The 23,976-nt window shown below is 55.5% G+C and carries 19 protein-coding genes and 4 pseudogenes; 18 read left to right on the forward strand and 5 right to left on the reverse strand.

Annotated elements, in window-relative coordinates:
- The first annotated feature begins 100 nt into the window (after positions 1 to 100).
- From WM46_RS15395 to WM46_RS15440, 10 genes are all read left to right on the forward strand, one after another.
- Positions 101 to 820, forward strand: coding sequence for a FecR family protein (locus WM46_RS15395; RefSeq protein ID WP_262360397.1), 720 nt, complete (start codon positions 101 to 103; stop codon positions 818 to 820).
- 166 nt (positions 821 to 986) lie between these two features.
- A complete protein-coding gene (locus tag WM46_RS15400) occupies positions 987 to 2,765 on the forward strand; it encodes an ABC transporter ATP-binding protein/permease (protein ID WP_102602727.1) in 1,779 nt (592 codons plus the stop codon).
- A gap of 173 nt (positions 2,766 to 2,938) precedes the next feature.
- Complete coding sequence (exbB, locus tag WM46_RS15405; RefSeq protein WP_187394386.1) at positions 2,939 to 3,808, forward strand: tonB-system energizer ExbB; 870 nt, start codon at positions 2,939 to 2,941, stop codon at positions 3,806 to 3,808.
- A 2-nt stretch (positions 3,809 to 3,810) separates the two neighbouring features.
- Positions 3,811 to 4,254, forward strand: coding sequence for an ExbD/TolR family protein (locus WM46_RS15410; protein WP_102602729.1), 444 nt, complete (start codon positions 3,811 to 3,813; stop codon positions 4,252 to 4,254).
- Positions 4,251 to 5,069, forward strand: coding sequence for a TonB family protein (locus WM46_RS15415; protein WP_102602730.1), 819 nt, complete (start codon positions 4,251 to 4,253; stop codon positions 5,067 to 5,069). The genes WM46_RS15410 and WM46_RS15415 overlap by 4 nt, the downstream gene beginning before the upstream one ends.
- Before the next feature lie 146 nt (positions 5,070 to 5,215).
- Complete coding sequence (locus tag WM46_RS15420) at positions 5,216 to 7,705, forward strand: TonB-dependent siderophore receptor (RefSeq protein WP_187394387.1); 2,490 nt, start codon at positions 5,216 to 5,218, stop codon at positions 7,703 to 7,705.
- A 16-nt stretch (positions 7,706 to 7,721) separates the two neighbouring features.
- Entirely contained in the window at positions 7,722 to 10,457 is a 2,736-nt protein-coding gene (locus WM46_RS15425) for a M16 family metallopeptidase (protein ID WP_102602732.1), read from the forward strand.
- A complete protein-coding gene (locus WM46_RS15430; RefSeq protein WP_102602733.1) occupies positions 10,454 to 10,783 on the forward strand; it encodes a thioredoxin family protein in 330 nt (109 codons plus the stop codon). The genes WM46_RS15425 and WM46_RS15430 overlap by 4 nt, the downstream gene beginning before the upstream one ends.
- A complete protein-coding gene (locus WM46_RS15435; protein ID WP_102602734.1) occupies positions 10,780 to 11,661 on the forward strand; it encodes a hypothetical protein in 882 nt (293 codons plus the stop codon). The genes WM46_RS15430 and WM46_RS15435 overlap by 4 nt, the downstream gene beginning before the upstream one ends.
- Before the next feature lie 48 nt (positions 11,662 to 11,709).
- Positions 11,710 to 12,819, forward strand: coding sequence for a TlpA family protein disulfide reductase (locus tag WM46_RS15440; RefSeq protein WP_187394388.1), 1,110 nt, complete (start codon positions 11,710 to 11,712; stop codon positions 12,817 to 12,819).
- Positions 12,820 to 13,378: 559 nt separating this feature from the next.
- Here the strand turns inward: WM46_RS15440 and WM46_RS15445 are convergent.
- Positions 13,379 to 14,361: pseudogene (locus WM46_RS15445) on the reverse strand (IS3 family transposase); the annotation flags it as partial.
- Positions 14,362 to 14,427: 66 nt separating this feature from the next.
- On the opposite strand from WM46_RS15445, the pseudogene WM46_RS15450 reads away from it, so the two are divergent.
- Positions 14,428 to 14,802 (forward strand): annotated as a pseudogene (locus WM46_RS15450) (transposase); the annotation flags it as partial.
- A 54-nt stretch (positions 14,803 to 14,856) separates the two neighbouring features.
- Here WM46_RS15450 and WM46_RS15455 read toward each other — a convergent pair.
- Positions 14,857 to 15,780 carry an IS5 family transposase gene (locus WM46_RS15455; protein WP_102602736.1) on the reverse strand — a complete coding sequence of 308 codons (924 nt, stop codon included), beginning with the start codon at positions 15,778 to 15,780 and terminating at the stop codon, positions 14,857 to 14,859.
- Positions 15,781 to 15,859: 79 nt separating this feature from the next.
- Between WM46_RS15455 and istA the strand changes: the two are divergent.
- The 5 genes and pseudogenes from istA to WM46_RS15475 form a co-directional block, all read left to right on the forward strand.
- Positions 15,860 to 16,606 (forward strand): annotated as a pseudogene (gene istA / locus WM46_RS15460) (IS21 family transposase); the annotation flags it as partial.
- Positions 16,603 to 17,385: an IS21-like element helper ATPase IstB gene (gene istB, locus WM46_RS15465; RefSeq protein ID WP_102602737.1), complete on the forward strand. Its 783-nt coding sequence runs from the start codon at positions 16,603 to 16,605 to the stop codon at positions 17,383 to 17,385. The pseudogene istA and the gene istB, both read left to right, overlap by 4 nt.
- A 121-nt stretch (positions 17,386 to 17,506) precedes the next feature.
- Entirely contained in the window at positions 17,507 to 17,839 is a 333-nt protein-coding gene (locus tag WM46_RS15470; protein WP_102602738.1) for a type IV toxin-antitoxin system YeeU family antitoxin, read from the forward strand.
- A gap of 11 nt (positions 17,840 to 17,850) precedes the next feature.
- Complete coding sequence (locus WM46_RS26395; protein ID WP_187394389.1) at positions 17,851 to 17,994, forward strand: hypothetical protein; 144 nt, start codon at positions 17,851 to 17,853, stop codon at positions 17,992 to 17,994.
- Positions 17,995 to 18,093: 99 nt separating this feature from the next.
- A complete protein-coding gene (locus tag WM46_RS15475) occupies positions 18,094 to 18,456 on the forward strand; it encodes a DUF5983 family protein (protein ID WP_102602739.1) in 363 nt (120 codons plus the stop codon).
- A gap of 302 nt (positions 18,457 to 18,758) precedes the next feature.
- On the opposite strand, the pseudogene WM46_RS15480 reads toward WM46_RS15475, so the two are convergent.
- Positions 18,759 to 18,875 (reverse strand): annotated as a pseudogene (locus WM46_RS15480) (transposase); the annotation flags it as partial.
- 89 nt (positions 18,876 to 18,964) lie between these two features.
- Positions 18,965 to 19,516 (reverse strand): TetR/AcrR family transcriptional regulator, encoded by a 552-nt coding sequence (locus WM46_RS15485; protein ID WP_102602740.1) that lies wholly within the window; start codon positions 19,514 to 19,516, stop codon positions 18,965 to 18,967.
- A gap of 104 nt (positions 19,517 to 19,620) precedes the next feature.
- Here WM46_RS15485 and WM46_RS15490 point away from each other — a divergent pair, with 104 nt between their 5' ends.
- Together WM46_RS15490 and WM46_RS15495 are read left to right on the forward strand one after the other, a co-directional pair.
- Entirely contained in the window at positions 19,621 to 20,790 is a 1,170-nt protein-coding gene (locus WM46_RS15490) for an MFS transporter (RefSeq protein WP_102602741.1), read from the forward strand.
- 50 nt (positions 20,791 to 20,840) lie between these two features.
- Positions 20,841 to 21,659 (forward strand): Cof-type HAD-IIB family hydrolase, encoded by an 819-nt coding sequence (locus tag WM46_RS15495; RefSeq protein ID WP_102602742.1) that lies wholly within the window; start codon positions 20,841 to 20,843, stop codon positions 21,657 to 21,659.
- Positions 21,660 to 22,454: 795 nt separating this feature from the next.
- On the opposite strand, the gene WM46_RS15500 is transcribed toward WM46_RS15495, so the two are convergent.
- Positions 22,455 to 23,975 carry a conjugal transfer protein TraG N-terminal domain-containing protein gene (locus tag WM46_RS15500; RefSeq protein ID WP_102602743.1) on the reverse strand — a complete coding sequence of 507 codons (1,521 nt, stop codon included), beginning with the start codon at positions 23,973 to 23,975 and terminating at the stop codon, positions 22,455 to 22,457.
- Between the last annotated feature and the right edge of the window lies 1 nt (position 23,976).

A 23,976-nucleotide genomic window follows, 5' to 3' on the forward strand; every position in this document is an offset into this window, starting at 1 on the left:
GCTGCAGCTCGGTAGACCGCTTGAGGCACAATACCGGGCGATGATCTTCCCAGCCCATACATCCAGCGGCTGGGCTCACGCGCCGTCGCCGGGAAGGATAATGGCCGGGTTGTTTTTACTGCTGGTCAGCGTACTGGGTTGCTATCAGTGGATGAACTATTGGCGCTTCAACTACGCCACCCGACTCGGCGAGTTCCGCCAGATTTCACTGAACGACGGTAGCACCATGTGGCTTAATACCGACAGTGCAGCCGATGTCGAGCTGACATCGGCCACCCGTCATGTGCGACTATCGCGCGGGGAGGCCTATTTCGATGTCAAACACAACGCACAGTTGCCGTTCACCGTCGACGCCGGTGGCGGCCATGTTCGTGTGCTCGGTACCGCCTTCGCGGTCAAAATTGACGGTAAAAACACCGTAGTGACTGTGCAGCGTGGCAGAGTCAGCGTTAGCGACGCCGCGCAGAAAACTGTGGTGATCCAGCCCGATCAGGCCGCCACCGTGAATCCGACCGATCGCACTCTGGCCGTCGCCAGTGTCGACGCACGACGGCAGCTGGCCTGGCAGCAGGGATTGCTGATCTTTGAAAACAGCACCCTCAGCGACATCGTGCAGACCTTACGCCGCTACGACCGGCGGATGGTCTATCTCAACGCATCCCAGCAGGATGAGCTGCGCCTCAGCGCCAGTATTAACATCGCCCGGGTCGACGACTGGTACAGCCAGCTGGAGAAAGCACTGCCGATCCGCATCACCCGACTGGGGCCGATCATCTGGATACACGATGCCCCTCCTACGGCTCCTGACGCGCGCGGTTAATAATTTCCTTCCCACCGATTGCTGATTATCCACCGCTCACGCGTTCTTTAAGCAACCCGTTAATCCTCCCGCCTTCCAGGGAGGACGCGTAACTGACTTAACGATAAGGTGACGTAATGCGTAGTGACACAGGCAAAGCCGGCGAAAAGCGCCCGGGAGCGGCGTAATGAGAGACAGCAAGACGCCCGCCATTGATAAAAAAGATTACCGCATCTCGCACCTGTTGCTGCGCCGGGTGTGGATGCTGACCCATCCCTTCTGGCGGCAACGGGAGCACCGCCGCTGGTGGGTGCTGATGTCGGCCCTGCTGCTGATGACCCCCGCCTTTGCAGCGATCGGCTACTGGACCGCCAACCTCACCGCCGAGATGACCAACGCCATCGTCGCCCGCAACGAAGGCGGCTACTCCAGCCTGTTCTGGCTGATTGCCGGAGTAACGATGGTCAGTTGGGTCGTTCAGGCGGTGATGTACTACATGAGCAGCGTACTCACCGTGCGCTGGCGCAGCTGGCTGACCGAGTGGCTGGTCAGTCGTTACCTGCATCACCGTACCTACTACAGCATCACCGTGCATGAGGATCTCGATAACCCCGATCAACGTATCCAGGGTGACGTCGACCCCTTTGTCACCACTATGGCCGGCATTCCGCTCCAGATTGTCGCCCAGTTGATGGGGCTGCTGACCGGCGGGATTATCATCGCTTCGATCAGCCAGACCATGATGTGGTACGTGGTGCTCTACGCCGCCGTTTCCACCCTGGTGACCCTGGCAATGTACACGCCGATGATCCGGCTGAACTTCAACAGCACGGTGGCGGAAGCCGATCTGCGTTACGGCCTGCTGCATGTGCGCGACAATGCGGAAACCGTGGCGTTCTACCGCGGGGAGGCCACCGAGAAACAGCAAATTGATGGACGCCTGGCCACCGCCACAGACAGCCGCATGGCAATCCTGGTGTATCAGCTGAAAATGTCGATGATCAACTTCGGAATGGGGCAACTCTGGAATCTGGCACCGTTTTTCCTCATCGCCCCACTTTTCTTCGAGCATAAAATTGAATACGGCGCAATCGCCATGGCCACCGCCGCCGCCACGCAGATGATGACTGCGCTTACCACATTGTCGCAGTTCATCCCCACCGTCGCCAGTATGGCGCCGAGCGCGGTGCGGCTGGCGCAGATCGTCGAACGCTTCGACCAGCTGGACCGCCAGCGCGAAGAGGAAGGCCAGCACCGCATCCATATCCGGCGCGGCGCGGGGATCGCGCTGCGCAATGTCAGTCTGGAAACCCCCGGTGGCGAACAGACGCTGACGCAGCATCTGTCGCTGACCGTCTCACCGGGCCGCAACCTGCTGATTCAGGGGCAGACCGGCGTGGGTAAGAGTTCGCTGCTGCGGGCGATGGCCGGGCTGTGGCAACGCGGCCAAGGCGAAATCCTGATGCCGCCGATCGAAGCCTGTTTCTTCCTGCCGCAGCGGCCCTACATGATCCTCGCCGATCTGCGCTCCCAGCTGCTCTATCCCGCTACCGACCGGCAGGTGTCGGACGAGACGCTGCAGGCCTGCCTGGAAAAAGTCAGCCTGCCCGACCTGCGCGATAAATACGGCGACTTTGACAGCGTGCGCGACTGGGGCAAGGTTCTGTCGCTCGGCGAACAGCAGCGCATCGGTTTTGCCCGCGTGCTGCTGGCGCGGCCGCAGTTTGCCTTCCTCGACGAGGCCACCAGCGCGGTGGATATCGCCACCGAGCGGCGTCTTTATCAGCTGCTGGCCGAAATCGGCACCACCTTTATCAGCGTCGGCCACCGCCCGTCGATTGCCGAATTCCATCAGGAGATGCTTTACCTGCTGCCGAAAGGCGAGTGGCAGCTGGGCGCCAATCCTGCGGCGCAATATCACCAAGATGGCGCAGAAAATATCCGCGCATCACTGGTCAGCGGCTAGCGTCTTTATGCTGGCGGTGGCAAAGCTAATTCCGCCGCCGGCAAGAAATAAAAATATTACGTTTATTTGGCGAAATGATTGCGGGAAGCGCCGGGCTGGCGCGTTTATCTGAAAAACAGCCGGGAGATCCTCCCGGTTATTTCGCTCATTGCGGCCAGAGGATATTGCTTACCATGTTGACCACCGTTACCCGTTTATTCCGCACCCTGCGCGCGCCCGGCCGGCTGATGGCCGCCGCGCCGCTGTTGCTACTCCTCACCACGCTCCCTGCCGCGGCGGAGGAAAGCCTGCAAACCGCCACCGCGCCAGCGAGCAGCATTAGCCCATCACCACCCGCGGCCGCATTGGATTTCTCGCCGCTGGCGCTCTATCAGCACGCTGACGGTGTTGGCAAACTGGTGATCCTGCTGCTGCTCAGCGGTTCGGTGCTCAGCTGGTCGGTATGGCTGGGGAAAACGGTCAGCATCGCGTTTTACCGCCGCCGCCTGCGGACCAGCACCTTCCAGCTGGCCGCAACCACTTCGCTGGAGGAAACACGCGAGCTGGTATCACCTTCCTGCCGCACCATCGGCGAACAGGCGCTGATCGAGCTGGACAACCGCCGCGAAAGCGGCAAACGGCTGGTGGCGGAAACGCTGAAAGAACGGGTGCAGGCGCGGATCGGTCGCGTTGAAGCCTATGAAGCCCGCCGGCTAACTCGCGGCGTCAGCATCCTCGCCACCACCACCGCGGTCGCGCCGTTTATCGGCCTGTTCGGCACGGTCTGGGGGATTATGCACAGTTTCACCGCCATCGCGCGAATGCAGTCGACCAATCTCAGCGTGGTGGCCCCGGGCATCGCCGAATCGCTGTTCGCCACCGCGCTGGGGCTGGCGGTAGCGATTCCGGCGGTGATCTTCTACAACATGCTGACCCGCCACATCAGCGGCGCGCGCCAGCAGATGGCCGATGTCTCCACGCTGACGCTGTGCCTGCTCAGCCAGCAGCTGGACGACGAACCGTCGCCGCTGCACGTGGCACACGATATTAAGCGGGCGGGATAATTATGGCCTTCTCATCCCCCTCCTCGCATGATGACGATCTGAACGCGCTGAGCGAGATTAACGTCACGCCGTTTATTGACGTGATGCTGGTGCTGCTGATTATTTTTATGGTCGCCGCGCCGCTGTCGACCAGCAATCTCGATATCGACCTGCCTTCGACCAGCAAAGCGCCGCAGCAGGATAATGCCCAGCAGCTGATCGTCAGCCTGCGCGAAAACGGCGAGCTATTTATCAAGGACCAGCCGGTCGCCAGCGGCGCTTTTCTGGCAGCGATGAAAACCGCCAGCGGTGACAACAGCGGGGCGCGCATCTTTATCCGCGCCGATAAAAACGTTAGCTATCAGGCATTGATGACCCTGATGGATCGCCTGCGCGACGGCGGCTACAGCAAAGTTTCGCTGGTCGGAATGGAATCAGACGGCGGCGCGGCGGGGAACGCACCATGACCGCCGTGCCGTTCCCGCCGCTACACAACGGGTTCCGCCTGCGCCGTGGGGTGCGTTGGCTACTGCCCCCGTTGCTGGTTGTCGGCGGGCATGTCGCGGTGATCGCCCTGCTGCTGCGCTCGGCGGCGCTCGCCCCGGTGCTGCCGCAGCCCCCTGCCGCAGCACCGATCGTTATTGAACTGGCTACACTGCCGACCACCATGCAGCCGCAGACGCAGCAGGCACCCGCCGTCGCCGCCCCGCCGCCGGAACCGGAAGTAGAGCCTAAAGCGGTGCAGGCGACAGAAAAGATCATCCCGCAGGCCGAAGCGAAGCTGACCGTCCGCGAGCAGCCGGAGGAGAAGCGCCCGCCGCCGCCGGAGGTCAAAAAGAAACCGCCGCGCGAGAAGCAAAAACCGCGCCCGGAGCGGCAGCCAGCCGCACCGCGTCAGCAGCTGGCTGACAACAGCAGCAGCAAAGTGGCCGAAACCAACCGCGCCCCACAGGTAGGTGCCGCCAGCGATATGGCGCTGAAGGTTAAAATGAACTGGCAGTCGGAAATTCTGGCGCGGTTGCAGAAAGAGAAGCGTTACCCGCCCTTCGCGCTGCGCACCCGCCAACAGGACACCGTGCTGCTGCGCTTTCGGGTGGATAAAGAAGGCCATATCAGCGACGCGGTGATTGTGAAAAGCCAGGGTTTTACACTGCTCGACAGCGAATCGCTGGATCTGCTGCAGCGGGTTGCACCGCTGCCTGAACCGCCTGCCGATATGTTGACGGCGGGCAAAACGGAAATTATCGTTCCGGTCCAGTTTTACATCGCCGGGAATAATTAATTCCCCGGCACCATCGGCGAATGTTGCAAATATAAAGATAAAAATTATTTAAAAACGAGTGATGAATTTAAGTAACTGCTTCGTTTTATTTAACGCAGCCAACTTTCTGGGGTCATTCAGGTAATGGAAAAACAATGAAAACAAAAATGCTATCATTATTAATCGCCTCGGCGATATTTATTCCGTCGGCGGCGACATACGCCGCCGTAGAAAATAGCGAACAACAGGCAACACAGACGGATTATCAAATACCCGCCGGCAATCTGAGTCTGGCGCTGGTACAGTTCAGCCTACAGAGTGGCCTGCAGCTGATTGCTCCCAGCCCCCTGACCGACGGGCACGCCACCCAAGGACTGAGCGGCAGATTCAGCCCGACGGATGCCCTCGTGCGGCTGCTGGCGGGTAGCGGGCTGAGTTTCAGCCTCGACGCCCAGCACAACACAGTCACGCTGAGTAACGCAGCGGCAGCCGACAGCAGCGCCAGCGTGCTCGATGCGGTGCGGGTCGAGGGCATGCAGAGTACGGTATCCGGCGGTGCCAACGGCAGTACCGACATCACCGCTACCGAAGGTAGCAATAGCTATACCACTACCGCGGTCAGCATCGGCGGTAAGACCCCGCAGTCACTGAAGGAGACGCCGCAGAGCGTCAGCGTGATTACCAGTAAACAGATAAAAGATCAGAATCTGACCGATTTGGATACGGTGATGACCAAAGTGTCGGGCGTCACCACCAAACGTGCCGGCGATACCGAAGAGTACTATTCGCGCGGCTGGCGCATTACAAATATTCAACTTGACGGTGGCACCCCGATTCAGCTCTACGACAACATTTTGAACGATGATAGTTCATTCTCCTCGTTCGACATGTCGATGTTTGACCATGCGGAAATCCTGCGCGGCGGCGACAGCCTGAACAGCGTCGGCAGCAGCTCTCCCGGGGGCAGCATCAACCTGACGCGTAAACGCCCGCTGGATCATGGACAGATCGCGGTGAGCGGTCAGGCCGGTTCGTGGAACGACTATAGAACCTCACTGGATGTGACTGGCCCCCTGGGCTTTGACGGCAAACTACGTGGCCGCGCGGTCGCCACCTGGCAGGACAAAGATCGCTATTATCATCCGTCTGAGGACGGAACCCGTCTTCTTTACGGTATACTTGAGGCCGATCTGACCCCGACCACTCTGCTGACTTTCGGTGGCAGCTACACCAAGAAAAAGAGTTTGCCGTGGGAAGGCGGGCTCCCGCGCTACCAGTCCGGGCGTGATGCAGAACTACCGCGAGATACCAGCCTGGCACTGCCGTGGAGCCACCGTGAAATTATTTCCCGCCAGTTGTTCGCCCAACTGCGGCAGGAGCTTGGCGAACACTGGACGCTCAACTCCCAGTTGACGTGGCTCAGCCAGAACTACACCAACCGCCAGGGATCGCTGGTAGGCGCGCTACCCGATCTGGCTGAGGACGATCGTTACACCCAACTGACTGCTGAGGATGTGCACGGTAAACAGTACCTGGCGGATATCAGCATGGTGGGGAAGTTTGACCTGTTTAACCTGCCGCAGCAGCTAGCCTTTTCAGGCAGTTATCAGAAGAACCGTAGCAACGTCAACTCGTTCACGCAGGAGCTTGATGCGCCGTCTCTCGCCCTCCCCCAGCCCGACTGGCAGCCAGAAGGGAATGTTCTGGCGCGTTATACTACGGCAAATCTGGTGGCAAAAGCTGACGCCGTGCTGCTGCCGTTCCTGCCGGACCTGCATTTCCAGTCAGCATTGCGCTGGGACAGCTACGACGCCAACTTTGCCCCGGTGTTAGGTTCTGGCCTCGGGATTAAGATGAAAACAGAGCGCACCTCTGTGCCCTACTACGCGCTGCGCTATGACCTGTCCTCTGACTGGTCAGTGTACAGCAGCTATACCGACCTTTATCAGTATCAGGCCTACATGACCAGCGTCAGTGGCGCAACGTTGCCGCCGATGACCGGCAACACCAAAGAGGTCGGCGTAAAGTACAGCAACGGCGCGACCAACGCATCGTTCGCAGCTTATCATAGTGTGCGCCGTAACAAAGCCGAGTACGACGATCTGAACGTCGGCTGTTCTCTCGGGTGTTACCGCGTCGGCAGCACCGAGGAAATCAGCGAGGGGTTCGACTTTGATATCACTGGCGAGCCACTGCCGCGCTGGTCGGTTAACTTCGGCTACACCTACAATAACAGTAAAACCAAACCTGACCCCAAGGCGGCCGATCAGGACCGAACGCTGGCGAGCTTCGCGCCCAAGCACCTCTTCAAGCTATGGAACGATGTACAGCTTAGCGGCGGGGAGTACCTGAATAAAACTCGCGTCGGGCTGGGCATCATTGCACAGACCCGCAGCTTCACCAGCGGCCAGGTGTGCAGCAAAGCCAACGCCGACGATACCTGTGACGACAACTACATCGACTATCAGTTCGGCCAGGGTTTTTACAGTGTGATTTCCACCCGGGTCGGTTACCGATTCAGCGACAACTGGTCGGCGGCGGTTAATTTTAACAACCTGTTTGACCGTCGCTACTACAGCACCACTGGCGGTGTGGATAGCGGCAACTGGTACGGCGCGCCGCGCAACGTGGTGCTGAGCATCGACGGCACGTTCTGATTCAGATGGAAGAAAAATGATGACAACAGTTAACCCAAAAACATCAACGGTTCCGATGACCGATGCATCAGCGCTGACCGTCCCGTGCGATACCTTTACGTTGGAAAACGGCTTAACAGTGATAGTGCATGAAAATCATCAGGCGCCTGTGGTGGCAGTCAATGTCTGGTATCGCGTTGGCGCAAAAGACGAGCCCGCGGGAAAAACCGGTTTCGCCCACCTGTTCGAGCACCTGATGTTCGGCGGCAGCGGCAACCTGCCCGGCTCCTATCTGGAGCGGATGACAGAGGCGGGAGCGCTGACGGTAAACGGCACCACCAATCGCGACCGCACCAACTACTACCAGACGGTGCCGCTGGAGGCGCTGGACTTTGCGCTGTTTGCCGAATCCGACCGTATGGGCCACTTCATGGAGGGACTGAATCAGTCGGTGCTCGACCGTCAACTCAAGGTGGTGCTGAATGAGAAGCAGGAGCGAGAGGGAGCGCCCTACGGTATGGTACCGGTGCGCATCACAAAGGCCTGCTTCCCGTCAGGTCATCCCTATGCGCACACTGTGCTGGGCGAAGAGGCCGACCTGAAAAACGCCACCCTGGAGGACGCACGCGGCTGGTTCCGCCGCTGGTATAATCCGTCCAACGCAGTGCTGACGCTTGCGGGTGCTATCGATCTGGCATCGGCGAAGGAGAAGATCAGCCGCTTCTTCGCGCATATCCCGGCGGGTGAGCCACTGCAACGGCCTTCGACCTGGGTAAGCCCCATTGCGGGTGGTCGCCGCGAAGTTTTGGAGGATCGCGTGCCACATGGCAGGGTCGTCCTGAGCTGGAACCTGCCGCCCTGGGGCGACGAGGCGACGACAGCTTTGCTGCTGCTGCCGAATATTCTGACCCAAGGTGTGCTGTCGGTGATGCACCGGCGACTGGTGCATGAAAGCGGCCTCGCCGCCTTTGTTAACGCATGGATTGAACCCGGACAGGTGTGCAGCCAGCTGAGCATTTCTGCTCAGGTGCAAAGCGATGGCGATCCCGCGGAGCTGGAGGCGGCGATGCTGGACATTCTAGCAGCGTTTAACGCCAATGGCCCGACGGTGGAGACGCTGGATAGGGTGCGGGATCTCTACCTGAATAACATGGTCAAAAGTTACAGCACGGTAACCGATATCGCCGACTTACTCTCATCCAGCTACGGCATGCTCGGCGACGCGCAGGGTTTCAGCCGCATGATGAACGCCGTTGCAGCGATCGACTGCGAAACCATCCGAAGCACCGCCGCGCGCTGGCTCAATGAAGATCGTTACACGCTGCACGTTGTGCCCTTCACCGCCCGCAGCGCGGAACCACTCACCGCGCCACGCGCCGTGCCGCCGGTCGAACTCACAGGTGATCTGACCTTCCCTGCCCCGCAACGCGCAATGCTGACTAACGGTATTATGATAAGCTTTGCCGCACGGCTGCAGCAACCGGAAACCCTGATTTCGCTGACAGTGCCGCGTGGCACGGCCTGGGACGGCTTTGCCGCGCCCGGCGCGGGCCAACTGCTAAGCCACCTTCTCAACGAGAGCGGCGCGGGTGACCTCAGCGCCGAGGAGCTGGTGGAACAGGCCGAGCGACTCGGTGCCGATATCGACATCAGTATCGGTCAAGATCACCTGTTCATCACGTTACGTGCGCTTACCGCGCGACTGGAGCCGGCACTGGCGCTATTTGCCACACGGGTTCGCGACAGCCGCTTCAGCGAGCAGGAATTTGACCGCGCACGCCGCCGCCAGATTAACCGACTGGAGTCGCAGCTGAACGCGGCGGACGGTATCGTTTCGCTACTGCTTTCACAGACGCTTTTTGCCGCTGGCCACCCGTACGCACAACCAATGTTCGGTGCCGGGACGCCCGCATCGCTGGCAACGCTGACCTTTGCAGGACTGAAAGCGCACCAGCAGCGGCTATTGATTCCCATAGGCGCCCAGCTGACTGTGGTCGGCAGCGCCGACTTCGATGCAGTGGTCAGCCAGCTTCAGACACTGCTGGGCGACTGGCGCTTGCCGGATGATGGTACAGAGCTGACACTACCTGCCTTCAGCACTGGCCCGGCCGGGGTCTGGCTGGTCGATAAGCCCGGCGTGGCGCAGACCACCCTCGCCGCCGCCACCCTGTTGCCGCGCCTCGAGGGTCTGGAAGACACGGCTTTTACCCTGCTGCATGAGATTCTGCTCAACGGCTTCGCCTCCCGGCTGAATACTTCGCTGCGCGAGGAGCACAACTGGACTTACGGCGTGAACAGCATCCTGACACTGGGACGCGCGGCACGGGTACACGGGCTGTTCACATCGGTGCAGACGGACAGCAGCGCCGCAGCACTGGCTGAAATCTGGCGGCAGCTGGCGGCGATCAGTGGTGATCGCCCGGTCACCATGGACGAGCTGGAGAAATTCCGACGCAGCGAGCTTCTGAGACTGCGCGGAGGCGCGGAGGGAGTCGGCCAGTTGATGAACGCGCTGCGCTTCACCACCACCCAGCAACTGCCTGACGACTACTGGCACATATACGCGCGAGATCTGGCAGCTCTGACCCTGGCGGATCTGCAGCGGTTGGCTGAGGTGCTGGTTAACCCGCAGCATATGGTGTGGATTGTGGTCGGGGATTTAACGCAGCTCGGCGACAGTCTTGACGTTGTGCTGCCCACAGGGCTGCCGCGTTACAGGCTGAAGGAGAGCGAGCTGCCCGGTCTGCGCGCGAAAACGGAGGAACAGCCGTGAACGGGCATCAACTCCACTCAGCAGAATTGGCCGATTTGCTCGCGCAGCATGAGACGGTGCTGCTCGATTTCCGCGCCGACTGGTGCCAGCCCTGCCAGCTGATTGCCCCGCTGATCGATGAAGTGGCGCAGCAGCAGGCCGGGCAGCTGCACGTGGCGTGGATCGATATCGATCGCCAGCCGGAACTTGCCGCGGAGCTGGGCGTGCGCAGCATCCCAACGCTTGTGCTGTTCCACCGTGGCCGCGAAACGGCACGCCACAGCGGCCTGTTCAACAAGCTGCGCCTGCGTGCCTGGCTGGCCGCAGGGCAGCGGAGTATGCCATGAGACGCGCGTGGGGCGGCAGCGCCACAGCCAGGGATCGGGTACTGGCCCAGTTGGAGGAGAGCCTGCGGCAGGGACGCATCCGCGCAGACGGTGCACTATGGCAGGACGGCACGGGCACCTTCAGTGGCTGCGCGGTGCGCGGCGGGCTGGAACAATACCAGGCCGTCACCGGCCTGCCACCGTCGTTTGCCCTGCTCGCCGACCGGCTTGCATTTGACGATGATCTGCCGGACGCCGCGTGGATGCGGCGCTGGTTTAAGGCACTCCGGCCGGGTGCCTGTCTTGAGGTGATTGAATCCCGGCTGCTGACTGCGCTGCTGCCGCCACTGGCGGAGCAGCTGCACCGCGCAGAACTGCCCTTGCTACCTGCCCGGCGCGCGGCGTTCACGCAACTGACAGTTTTGCACCGGGCCAGTGAGACCGCAACGCCCGAACAGTGGCAGTCTTTGCAGGCAGACCTGCTAACACTACCACCCGCTGATGGGCTAACCGAATGGCTACTAGCGACGCTGACTGAGGCGCTGTGCTGGCCAGCCGGAGAATCGGTCACAGCACTGGCCGATATGCTTCCCGCGCTACGCGGCCTGCATGAACAGCTGGCACGCAACCAGTCAGGGTGGGATGCCAGCTGGCAGCAGCGAGAGGACGAAATGAATCAGTATTATGAGGATCAGCTATTCAACGCTGATATCGATAAGCCCGGTAAATACAGCGAACAGGATGTCATCGCTCTGCGGCAGCGAATTTATATACAACTTAAAGACCGCTATGCCGACTATTTTCAGCTACTGGATGATACTAAAATTTATTGCAACCAACAGTATCAGGGACTGAAAAATTTATTAATTCACCTGCTGGAAACCAGCAGCGAAGGATAATCCGCGCTGCACGGTTCCGCAATGCTACTTAACGTTCAGGAGTTAACTATGTCAGCGAATCCGCTTTATATCGGCGAAATAGCACCAATCTTCCCGCGCCTTGAATTTATTAAGGGCGAACCGTTCACAGAATTTCAGCCAGGGCAGATTTATGTGCTGGAGTGCTGGGCCACATGGTGCGGTCCCTGTGTGGCTACCTTCCCACACCTCAGCGCGTTGCAGCAGCGCTATCCTGAGGTGACAGTGCTCGGTGCCGCCGTCTGGGAAGATGACATCAATTCGGTGCGTGACTTTGTGCGAGAACACGACGACGAGATGCGTTACAGCCTGGCCTTTAATCCTACCGCCACGGCAGATCGGCCGGGCGATATTCCAACTGAATGGCTGAAGCCGAGCTGGCAGGAAGGCATTCCGACCGCATTTTTGATCGACCAGCAGGGCCGCATCGCCTGGTTCGGCCATCCGCTGGACCTGGATAAGCCACTGGCTGAAGTGGTGGCCGGCACCTTTGATCTGAGCAGCGCCGCCGCAGACTATAGAAATTGGGTAGCAGAAAGCATGGTTGCAGAGAGAACTACGCTGGAAAAACAACTTGCGGAGCTCTCTGCCCGGCAGGATCTGGCTGGCGCAATTGTCGTCTGTGAGGCTGCGTTTGCCACTACCCCTGAACTGGAGCGCGTATTGGGACTTGAGAAGCTGGCCCTGCAACTGCGTCTTGGCGACGGCGACGCTGCTCTGGACTATGCACGTCATCTGGAGACCACTTTCGGCGCGACGTCGCCAACGCTGCGACAGGAACTGGGATACATCATAGTCGACGGTATTGACGCCGGACCGGAAATGAATGAGGAGGCTGCATTACTTGAGGTTGCTGCCACTGTGTTACTGCTCGCGGAAAGACAGGCAAAGGCAGAAGAAAACGCGATGGCACTTTGCCATGCCGCCCGCAGCCTGACGCTGGTGCGATTTAAACAACACCAGCACCAGGAAGCATGGCAGCATGCACAGGACGCGATTACGGCGGCGCATAAGGCCGACCTTGCTGACGACATCATTACCATGCTGACCGAACTTGCCACTCAGGTTCGCGAGCCGATGTCCGATGATAGTGTGAAAAAAAAGGTAGCCTGTGACGGTGAGCGCTGCTGGATAGAATAACCCCGAAGGTATTCTTCTAACCAGAGATATTACAGCACCACAGAATTCGTCCTAGATAATGTCGCTTACTGCGTTTCCCGAGTAGAAATATTATATTTAGTAAACTGTGCTGTAAGCTTAATTACTATGCCTTCGTTATCTAAATGGAAGGGGTGTTAAATATATTTTTCTGCTATATGTATGGTAAACTGTTCTGCTCTACATTAGCAGAACCCATTCCAGCGGGAAGCTGATAGGATAAGCTTCCCGCAGGGGATGTACCGCCTGGCTCTTCTGAGCCGGCATCAGAACTTTTGTTTAAGCACTAGCATTTCCTACAGCATCTTCTTTTCCAGGCTCAAATCTGCAACCTGCCTCTTCAACCGCTTATTTTCATCCTCCAGTTACTCGAGTGTGACCCTGACCTGAAGCGGTCAATAAAAACTGGCCACAGCTTTAGAGTTTTTCCAGTAGCAGTTTTCCGATTCGTTTGGTGGTAACCCACCATTATATTCATGCGGTCTGAGTGCGCTGTAATATCCAACGATTGACCCTGGCCCAAAATCAATGCAGTGCTAAATCAGAGATCTTCGTCTTTTTGTAGGCTCCGGATAAATTCAGCCGGGGTCATGTCATTTAATGATGAATGCGTTCTCTCATGATTATATTCCCTGCGCCAGTTGCCGAGTTTATCCTGCGCATCTTCCAGTAAGAGGAACCAATGAATGTTCAGACATTCATCCCGCAGACTACCGTTAAATGATTCAATAAATGGGTTATCTGTCGGCTTTCCTGGACGAGAGAAGTCCATTGTCACCCCATTTTCATACACCCATTTATCTAGGCTCTTCGAGATAAACTCGCTGCCGTTATCTGTCTGAATACGCACAGGCTGGCGTTTACTCAGTAACCGTAATGCTTCCATCACAGCGACCACATCCTAGCCCTTCAGCGACTTTCCTGCGTGGATCGCCAGACACTCACGGCTAAAATTATCCACTACAGTTAACGCCCGAAAACGCCGTCCGTTAAACAGATTATCCGACACGAAATCCATACTCCAGCACTGATCGACACCGGTCAGGAAGGGGCGCTGTTGGCGATGTGCTGCACTGACATGCCTGCGCGGACGCTTTCTCCGCAGGTTCAGTCCTTGCAGACAATAGACCCTGTGTGTTTTCTTGTGGTTAACAGGCCAGCCTTCCCGTCGCAACTGAATATGAATACGCGGGCAGCCGTAGCGGATCCGGGTTTCCGCTATTTCCCTGATGCGAAGGGTAATCGCCCGATCATCCCGCCGACTCTGCCAGTGGTAAACGGTTCTGCTCTGCATCAGCAGTCCACATCCCCACCGGACACTCATACGGTAAGCTTCCCGCAGGAAATGTACCGCCTGACGCTTCTGAGCCGGCCTCAGAATTTTTGCTTCAGTTCCTCCTGTAGCATCTCTTTGTCCAGACTCAGGTCAGCGACAAGCTTTTTCAGCCGCTGATTTTCATCCTCCAGCTGCCGTAAACGACGCAGTTCTGTCAGGCCCAGACCAGCGAATTTCTTATTCCAGTTAATGGGATGGACTACCTCCTCCCGCTGCGGTTAACTGTACGAAATGTGCTCACCAGGAGAATCACCATGAATATCGTATTTCTGGGTATTGATCTGGCTAAAAATGTTTTTCAGCTCTGCGGGTTAAACCAGGCCGGCAAACCGGTTTATACGAAACGAACTGGCCGAAAGGAATTGCTCCAGACGCTGGCAAATATTCCTGCATGTCTGATTGGGATCGAAGCGTCCACCGGGGCATTTTACTGGCAGCGTGAGTTTGAGAAACTGGGGCGCAAAGTAAAGGTCATCAGTCCTCAGTATGTAAAACCCTTTGTCCGCGGGCAAAAAAATGATGGTAATGATGCACAGGCCATCGCAGTGGCTCTGATGCAACCGACAATGCAGTTCGTGCCGCCAAAAAGCCCCGAACAGCAGGATATCCAGGCTTTACACCGGGCAAGGGGCTTTGTTGAATAAATCGGGTTTAAATAAAAACTTTCCCTTTCAGTCACTTCCTCAGGCAATTCGTACACTTTCTGGCATGCCTGCTCGCGTCATTTTGTTTAAGGCACGGATCATGGCCATAGCTTCTCCAACCTGCGCATCATAATCCCGCAGCGTAAGATGCCCACCGAACAGTTGTTTAACACGGTACATCGCCGTTTCTGCCACAGAACGCCGGTTGTAAGCCGTGTGCCATTTCCAGTAAGCATTACTCCCCGTCAGACGCTGCCTCGCCACCGCCTGATTTCTGTCGGCATACTCCGCCGGCCAGTAACCGGAACGCGCTCGCGGCGGGATTAATGCCATAATTTTCTTGCGCCTTAGCTCGTCGTGGCACCGTTTTGTGTCATACGCCCCATCTGCGCAGGCGACCCGAATTTTCCTGTGCGTCTGACGGATAAGCCCCGGGAATGCCTCTGCATCAGTCACATTGTTCAGGGAAAGTTCAGCGCAGATAACCTCATGCGTACCGGCGTCTACCGCCAGGTGCAGTTTACGCCAGACGCGGCGCTTTTCCTGGCCGTGTTTTTTCACCTTCCACTCACCCTCACCGAAGACTTTTAATCCGGTGGAGTCGATAACCAGATGGGCTATTTCGCCGCGCGTGGGGGTTTTGAACGGGATATTGACGGACTTAGCCCGTCTGCTGACGCAGGAGTAATCCGGACAACGGAGCGGGAGCTTCATCAGGATAAAAATAGAGTCAATAAACCCCTGCGCGGCGCGCAGTGTGAGGTGAAAGACGCGTTTGAGCATCAGTACGGTGGTAATAGCGAGCTCAGAATAACGCTGAGGACGACCACGTGAAGACGTGTTGGGCTGTTCATACCAGGCCTGAGTAGTCGACTCATCAAGCCAGAATGTCAGTGAGCCCCGATTGACGAGCGCCTTGTTGTAGTCAGCCCAGTTGGTGATTTTGAACGTTTGTTTTGCCATGTGATACCGCTACAGGATCGGGAATATGGTGATCTGATCCTGACTACGGCCAAAAGTTCGATTTATTCAACAAAGCCGGGGCATGACCATCCTGAGAGAATTCATACGTTCACTCGCCATCCCTCAGGAACAGGAGCCCGTCGTGCGCTTCGAAACAGAACCAGGACAACAGATGCAGGTTGACTGGGGTGCCATGCGTAATGGCAAATCACCACTTCATGTGTTCGTTGCCGTTCTGGGGTACAGCAGAATGTTGTATATCGAGTTCACTGACAATATGCGCTACGACACCCTGGAAGAATGCCACCGTAATGCGTTCAGCTTCTTCGGTGGCGTACCGCGTGAAGTGCTCTACGACAATATGAAAACAGTAGTGTCACAGCGAGATGCCTATCGGACCGGGCAACACCGGTTCAACCCTTCACTGTGGCAGTTCGGCAAAGAGATGGGCTTCTCTCCACGACTGTGCCGCCCCTTCAGGGCACAGACTAAAGGCAAGGTGGAACGGATGGTGCAATACACCCGCAACAGCTTCTACATCCCGCTAATGACCCGCCTGCGCCCGATGGGGATCACCGTCGATGTTGAAACCGCCAACCGTTACGGCCTGCGCTGGTTGCACGATGTGGCAAATCAGCGCAGGCACGAAACAATCCAGACCCGGCCCTGCGATCGCTGGATCGAAGAACAGCAGTCCATGTTGGCGCTACCGCCGGAGAAAAAACAGTATGACGTGCAGATAGACGAAAGCCTGGTGACCTTCGACAGACAGCCGCTGCATCACCCGCTGTCCATCTATGACACGTTCAGCAGAGGAGTCGCATGATGGTCGAGCTGCAACATCAACGACTGATGGTACTCGCTGAACAGCTGCAACTGGACAGCCTTATCAGCGCCGCACCCGCTCTGTCGCAACAGGCTGTGGATCAGGAATGGAGCTATATGGACTTCCTGGAGCATCTGCTTCACGAAGAGAAACTGGCCCACCATCAACGTAAACAGGCGATGTATACCCGGATGGCGGCCTTCCCGGCAGTGAAAACGTTCGAGGAGTATGACTTCACCTTCGCCACCGGTGCCCCACAGAAGCAAATCCAGTCGCTGCGTTCACTGAGCTTCATAGAGCGCAACGAAAACATCGTGTTGCTGGGGCCATCCGGCGTGGGGAAAACGCATCTGGCCATAGCGATGGGCTACGAAGCGGTGCGGGCGGGTATCAAGGTTCGCTTCACAACAGCGGCGGATCTGTTGCTTCAGTTGTCAACGGCGCAGCGTCAGGGCCGTTATAAAACAACGCTTCACCGTGGCGTTATGGCACCAAAGCTGCTCATCATTGATGAAATAGGCTATCTGCCGTTCAGTCAGGAAGAGGCAAAGCTGTTCTTCCAGGTCATCGCCAAACGTTATGAGAAGAGCGCGATGATCCTGACCTCCAACCTGCCGTTCGGGCAGTGGGATCAGACGTTCGCCGGTGATGCGGCGCTGACATCCGCTATGCTGGACCGGATCTTACACCACTCACACGTTTTTCAAATAAAAAGAGAGAGCTATCGACTGAAACAGAAACGAAAGGCCGGGGTTATCGCTGAAGCTAATCCTGAGTAAAACAGTGGATCAATATTAGATCGTCGGTGGAGATGAAAGTGGATCACTTTTTACCCGTCGTTGACAGGGTATGACGGTGAGTTCGTTTGCAGAGCGTGGCTGGCTATAAAGGAGAGTAAAAATGTCATCAAATGACTTACAGCAATGGGGATTATGTCGCAACATCTCACCATGCTTTGGCGCACGGCTCGTACAGGAGAGGAGCCGTCTGCACTTTCTGGCTGACCGCGCCGGTTTTAACGGTCAGTTCACCGAAGAGCAGGCGCTGCGACTCGACCAGGCATTTCCCCTGATGATGAAGCAACTGGAGCTGATGCCCTCCACCGGTGAGCTCAATCCGCGCCACCCGCACTGTGTCACCCTTTATCACAATGGACTGACCTGTGAGGCCGATACACTGGGGAGTTGCGGCTACGTGTATCTTTCTGTTTATCCAACCCCGTCATCAGCATAAAGGAGGCAGCGATGCCTGTCCCTGTGGCACGCCTGAATAGCTTATGGCGGGAACTGGGAAACATGGCCGTCAGGGAAGAAGAGGGGACGCAGGTCATCAGCGAGCCTTTTATTCACTTCCCCGCCGGAACACCTGTTTTCGATATCTGGACCTAGTTTGAAGCCAGTAATAAAGATTTCGTGGTTGCCTGCAAACTTTACGGGTAAAAATCCGAATTAGCTGTATTTAACTTTATTTAAACAGGAGTTAATTTTATGCAGTTTTTAACTGAACCGAATACTAAGTCGGGCGGCTTTTGCATCGTCCCGCTGCACTGCATCTTTACCAGCATACAGTGCAGTACTGCTCACATAATGGATCAGGACAACGAACGGTTTTATCAACTGTCGCATGATCAGACTGAATACAGTGATGCGGAGTGGATTCACTTTACCGGAACGGGCTACTTGCTCCGGCTCAGTGCCTTGCAATACCCAGTGCTCAGATTGAAACGACTAGGCCTGTCGAAAGCGTGTCGTCGATTGATCCTGATGTTATCCCACCAGTATGCGATCACCTCTATCCATCTCAATGCTGCGGGAGATGTGCTGCCTGGAGTGGAGCATTTCGATTGGTGATTCGTTGTGCAAGATATTCATGAAAAAGCCCCTGCTGAAGTGGTAAAAATCAATGCGGGGGCATTAAAGAGGGCATGCTTGAAGATCGAATGTGAAAAAATTTATTATTTTCATAGAGTTTATATGTCTTGTTATGTTCCTATTATCACCTGATTTTTATACTGGCCTCAGAGGCCGTCCAGTTGTTGAGGCGATTGTGTGCGAATTACCCATTTGGGCACAGATTTTCCTGATGCCGGATAGATGTAAGCAACAACCCAAAACCAGATTCAGTACTTGCAAAACGGAGGTAGTCCATAGATATAAAAAGTGGCTTCAGAAATGCCCATTTTTCTGCAGACTTCCCCGACGCGAGTATCGGTTTCGGCCTGTTTCAGCGCAAAGGCTATCTGTTCTTCGGTATAACGGGTCTTTTTCATGGCGGTGTGCCTCTCTTTGAGATGGAAGAAAGACCGGAAACTTCAGTTTAGCCTGGCACTGTTTTCAGGGGGAAGGTCATCACAATAAATTAATCGGTTAATTTTTTTACAATTTTCTCAATATCTTCCCGGGTTGGAGGGTCATCATCAACAGACCGGTGAATACTATACCCTTCAAGAAGAGCATCCAGCGCATCAGCCGTAATCTTGTCAAAAAATCTCAGCAATTCGTTCCTGACTTTATTGAGCCATCGAGGGAGAATCTTACCAGAGTCCCCGCCTCTGCCAGAAAAAGCATAAAGCTCATAACAAAGCAAAAGATTGCGTCTTGTAGCCCACTCTTCACCGGACATATGACTGATTACAGCATTTATGGCATCTTCGCGCGTCTGACAGATTTCCATCTTTTTTTCAAGGTATGAGTACATTTCGTCAGCAAAGCGCGACATGGCTTCACAGAGAAAAGCCTCACGGTCTGCGAAATGATAAGTCATCGATCCCAGAGGAACATCTGCCGCAGCGGCAACCCGGCGTAAAGAAGTTTCTGCAATGCCATGTTCTGCGATAACGTCCAGAGCTGAGGCAAGTATTCTTTCCCGCCGGTCCGGATCGAAACGTCTCTGGGCTCGGTTATTTTTCACAATTCCTCCACTTAAACATAAGAATACATATTGCTATGTACGCTCGTACATAGCAATATGTACGCACGTACATTGTTTATCATTTTAATTTATCAGGTAAGTATATGAAAGAACTGTATCGTACCCGGAGAGGATTGTTCTGCTGTTTCATTGTCCTGGGATTCACTATGGCATCCTGGATAGTCAGGACCCCTTCTATACGAGATGCGCTCAGCGCAACAACAGGGGAGATGGGACTGGTTCTGTTTGGATTTTCCCTGGGCTCTATGAGCGGGATCCTGCTTGCTGGAAATATAGCCAGACGCCTCGGTACGTCCCGGGCGGTCTTCAGCGGATTACTGATTGCCCTGTCAGGCCTTCTCGTGCTGGCCGGAGGAACGATCATCGCTTCGGCATGGCTGTCGGGCCTGGGGCTCGGCCTGGTGGGATTTGGTATGGCCATTGCTGAGGTTGCTGTCAACATTCTTGGCGTACAGGTTGAAAAAGGATTAAAGCACCCCGTACTTACCATGGTCCACGGCTGTTACAGTATGGGAACCGCTATAGGCGCAGTGTGTGGGCTGGCGATCGTTGCATGGCGGTTGCCTGTTGAATGGCACATGCTGATTACCAGCATAGTTTTGCTTCCGGCCGTAGCCTATGTCATTGCTACAGTCCGCACCATACCAGATCATTCAGGTTCAGCCGGTGGCACATCTGGCGGAGTAACAACGGTCCTCCGTAACGACCCCCGGATCCTTCTCGCCGGACTAATCGTGTTGTCGGTCGCCCTCGCTGAAGGAGCGGCGAATGACTGGCTTCCGCTACTCATTGTGGACGCCCATGGGGTTTCCGAGAAACTGGGATCGCTGGTTTTTGTCGCCTTCGCGATAACAATGACGGCAGGTCGGTTTATCGGCACGCCCATTCTTCGCCGTTTCGGACCGGTGACCGTTATACGGGCCTGTGGAATCATCGGTGCACTGGGAATTCTGGGTGTGATTCTCTCCCCTAATGTATGGATGGCTGGTGTGGCGGTTATTTTCTGGGCAATGGGAGCGGCACTTGGATTTCCTGTTGCTATTTCAGCCGGTTCGGCGAACGGTCATGACACGGCTGCGCGTGTCAGTATACTGGCAACCGTGGGATATACGGCCTTTCTTGTCGGCCCTCCCATGCTGGGTTTCATCGGTGAACATGCGGGTTTAAGAATGGCTATGGTGGTGGTCGTGTCACTGCTCATTTTCCCGGTCATACTGGCTCCTGTTTTGCGTAAACGCAGCTCTGACTATTGATGAAAGAATTACAGTCTTACCTTTAAACTGAACGTACCCTGAGGTGAATGATGAGTGTGAAGATAATTGCAGTAGACATGGATGGTACCTTTCTGGATAACAACAGTGAGTATGATCGTGCTCGTTTCCGGGAGCAGTACATTGAAATGAAAAAAATGGGGATCCATTTTGTTGTGGCAAGCGGTAATCAGTATTACCAGCTGGCCTCTTTTTTTCCTGAAATAAGAGACGAGATTGCTTTTGTCGCGGAAAATGGTGCGCTGGTGATAGATGCCGGAACACAGGTTTTTCATGGTGAACTCGAATCACAACAGGTGACGAATATAAATAATATACTGGAAAATTATGGGGGCATTGATTTTGTCGTTTGTGGTCTGAGGAGTGCCTGGGTGAAGAAAAGTACTCCCCGGAGTTTCCTGGATATTATGAGGAAATACTATCATCGTCTGCAGCTTGTAGATACATACGACCAAATTGATGATGTCATTTTTAAATATGCCCTGAGCCTGGATGATGCGGCCATTCCAGCTCTTTACGGGAGTCTTTCCACATCACTACATGGAACTGTTAAACCAGTGACAAGCGGTCATGGGTTTATGGACTTGATCATCCCCGGAGTACATAAAGCCAGTGGAATTCAGAGACTGATGAATCGCTGGAAAATTACTGCTGAAGAAATAGCTGCTTTCGGTGACAGTGGAAATGATATTGAGATGTTGTCACTGGCAACTTATTCATTTTCAATGGAAAACGCTTCTGATTCAGTCAAAAACGTTTCTGTCTTTAATGCCGGGAAAAATACAGAAAATGGCGTTCTGGATGTCATTGACAGGATACTGCTCCGTCAGGAGCCTTTTGCTAAAAACTGACTCGTCGGGGCCGTCACCGGAACTCTCTATATGTTAGTGGATGCGTGCAAAATTTTCTACGCACACATCCATACAGATTTTGTTTAATGGCCTTTCCCTCATGACTAAATAGTAGCGCGGCGCTTACTGAAAAAAGTGGCGCTTCCACAACTTGGATCAAGCCACTAGAGGTCAGACGCTCATTGGAACGAAAACTCACATTAAGTGTATTAGTGAATAGCCATGGCTTACATAATCATTTTTTTAATGTAAATAATTGAGCACTAAGTTCTCCTTCCCGCTCGTAGCAGATATTACGAGACGCAGGGCTCTCAGGCAGTTGTTACGGATGCTCGTAATTGTACAAAAATTCCGCTATAGTTCATACGTGACTTATTGAAACCGGAGGCGCGATGTATCAATCTCAAGACAAATTCTTCCGGGATCGTAGTGCCCGCCTTGCCGGTATATGGAAACAAGCCATAACTACTCTATTAAACTGGGATAAACGGTGTGTGTCGTGGGCGGCTACTCATCGTCTACCGTCTTGGTGTGGGCATATCCTAATGATACCCATTGCATGTTTTGTAATCCTCACTATTGGATCATTGTTTCTCATTAGTGCCGTGCTCTCACCTCATAGAAAACATCTCTCCGAAAGTGAAAATGCACCATGTGGGAACTTTATGGGAGAGCAGCCAGGTTATGGAAAATATCGTGATGGCCAGCATGGATGGGGATGGTACGACGCTGCAGGGCGTATGGTTAACGAGGATGAGTAAGGGCTCCCCCTTACTCATTTGTGACGCTTTACGCTTACTTCATAGCTTTATTTGCAACAGCATTAGCTCCTGCCTCTCCCAACTTACCTCCAGAGCTTTCAGCTTTTGCTGTTCCTTGCTGATATGCTGAGCTTAAAGCATTCCCGATGGTAACTCCTGCCCATGATAATGCCCCTAACCAAACAGCAGGAAGTACCAGAAACATAGTGCCCATAACCAGATTCATGATCAGGTCATCGGTACTGTTCTGCAGTCCCGCCATATTAAAGCGGCTATGTGTGTCAGAACTGTATAATGCGGTCAGCAGCCAGCTGTCGAGCCAGCGCGCCAGCTCCCACCAGAATGTCAGGAAGTTCAGGGCGAAAATGACAAACGTAATCGTGATTACCGTTTTGAATTCATAGGCCGCAAAGGCCAGAATCAGCGGCAGTATGACGTAGATTGCCATCAGCAGGATAGCCTGCACCATTGGCAGCGCCTGTCGCATCGCATCGAACGCCGGGAACGCCGCCAGACTGCCGAGAGATGTACCGCCAATAGCCGCCACGCGTGCCGCTGCATTATCCAGGGTAAAATCGGCGTTGCCGCCATAGCCGGCATACACATGGCCACTCTGTGAGACCGTCAGGCTCTCCGGGCTGACTAGGCGCCGTATGACAGCTTCCTGATAGTCACTGTCGTTAAAGCCTGACATTTTCATGGCGGCCGAGATACGCAGCCACATATCGGGGTCAGCCTGGTCCTTCACGCGGGCTTTCAGACCGTTATCCGCACTGCTCCACCACTCGCTGCAGGTGGGATACCCGCCTCTTCCGGTATTGGGCCGGCCACTGTCCCGGCTGTCGCTCCACGGGAATGCCGCCCGTGGCAGTTTCGACTGCAGCGACGGATAGTACCGGCTCAGGAATGTACTGCTGCCAATCCATTCGATATCACGCAGCGTGGTTTTGTCCTTTGTCTGGCCCTGATCCTGTTGCTTCCACAGATAGAGCGCGACTGAGTAACAGTCGTTGGTGAAGTCCTGCAGCTCCTGCGCCAGCGCTTTGTTGTCGATACGCGTGTGCTGTACCTCAAAGCGGATCTGACGCATGTCAGGGCGGCAGGGAATGGTCGCCACGGCCGCCTGGGTGACCCCTTTCGAGAGTTTATGAATCAGCACCCACCATACCGGTGCTGCAGCCGTCTGGTCGTTGAGACTGGTGACAACGCCGGCATAGCCGCTTTCATCCGGCGCTTTTGGCGTCCACACACCACAGCTCTTTGCCCGGGTTGTGTCGTACTGCATCGTACTGAGGCTGACATTAATCAGCGGCACGCAGCAGGCAATCATCACCAGGAACCCGGCATACAGCGCGTTCTCGTTACGGGGCAGCGACAGCATCCCCTTGTTGCCTTCATCCTCCCCCTCTTCACGGACCCTGAGCCAAATACCCACCACCTTGAACGCCAGCGGCAGGACAAAAAGGCCGGTGCTCAGCAGGACATTCCACAGGCCGTTATTGATCACCCAGCCGAGCAGCGTGAGAAAATACTCAAGATAGCTGTTTGTCGTCATC

Origin of the sequence: Citrobacter freundii complex sp. CFNIH2, assembly GCF_002880615.1 — a bacterium.
GTDB lineage: Bacteria > Pseudomonadota > Gammaproteobacteria > Enterobacterales > Enterobacteriaceae > Citrobacter_A > Citrobacter_A amalonaticus_F.

What these genes read in the sequence shown, in the direction of transcription:
- exbB (WP_187394386.1), top strand. Translation starts at nt 2,939, where the DNA reads ATGTTGACCACCGTTACCCGTTTATTCCGCACCCTGCGCGCGCCCGGC.
- WM46_RS15475 (WP_102602739.1), top strand. Translation starts at nt 18,094, where the DNA reads ATGCAGTTTTTAACTGAACCGAATACTAAGTCGGGCGGCTTTTGCATC.
- WM46_RS15395 (WP_262360397.1), top strand. Translation starts at nt 101, where the DNA reads ATGGCCGGGTTGTTTTTACTGCTGGTCAGCGTACTGGGTTGCTATCAG.
- WM46_RS15500 (WP_102602743.1), bottom strand. Translation starts at nt 23,975, where the DNA reads ATGACGACAAACAGCTATCTTGAGTATTTTCTCACGCTGCTCGGCTGG.
- WM46_RS15400 (WP_102602727.1), top strand. Translation starts at nt 987, where the DNA reads ATGAGAGACAGCAAGACGCCCGCCATTGATAAAAAAGATTACCGCATC.
- WM46_RS15490 (WP_102602741.1), top strand. Translation starts at nt 19,621, where the DNA reads ATGAAAGAACTGTATCGTACCCGGAGAGGATTGTTCTGCTGTTTCATT.
- WM46_RS15440 (WP_187394388.1), top strand. Translation starts at nt 11,710, where the DNA reads ATGTCAGCGAATCCGCTTTATATCGGCGAAATAGCACCAATCTTCCCG.
- WM46_RS15470 (WP_102602738.1), top strand. Translation starts at nt 17,507, where the DNA reads ATGTCATCAAATGACTTACAGCAATGGGGATTATGTCGCAACATCTCA.
- WM46_RS15420 (WP_187394387.1), top strand. Translation starts at nt 5,216, where the DNA reads ATGCTATCATTATTAATCGCCTCGGCGATATTTATTCCGTCGGCGGCG.
- WM46_RS15410 (WP_102602729.1), top strand. Translation starts at nt 3,811, where the DNA reads ATGGCCTTCTCATCCCCCTCCTCGCATGATGACGATCTGAACGCGCTG.
- WM46_RS15415 (WP_102602730.1), top strand. Translation starts at nt 4,251, where the DNA reads ATGACCGCCGTGCCGTTCCCGCCGCTACACAACGGGTTCCGCCTGCGC.
- WM46_RS26395 (WP_187394389.1), top strand. Translation starts at nt 17,851, where the DNA reads ATGCCTGTCCCTGTGGCACGCCTGAATAGCTTATGGCGGGAACTGGGA.
- WM46_RS15435 (WP_102602734.1), top strand. Translation starts at nt 10,780, where the DNA reads ATGAGACGCGCGTGGGGCGGCAGCGCCACAGCCAGGGATCGGGTACTG.
- WM46_RS15495 (WP_102602742.1), top strand. Translation starts at nt 20,841, where the DNA reads ATGAGTGTGAAGATAATTGCAGTAGACATGGATGGTACCTTTCTGGAT.
- WM46_RS15455 (WP_102602736.1), bottom strand. Translation starts at nt 15,780, where the DNA reads ATGGCAAAACAAACGTTCAAAATCACCAACTGGGCTGACTACAACAAG.
- WM46_RS15425 (WP_102602732.1), top strand. Translation starts at nt 7,722, where the DNA reads ATGATGACAACAGTTAACCCAAAAACATCAACGGTTCCGATGACCGAT.
- istB (WP_102602737.1), top strand. Translation starts at nt 16,603, where the DNA reads ATGATGGTCGAGCTGCAACATCAACGACTGATGGTACTCGCTGAACAG.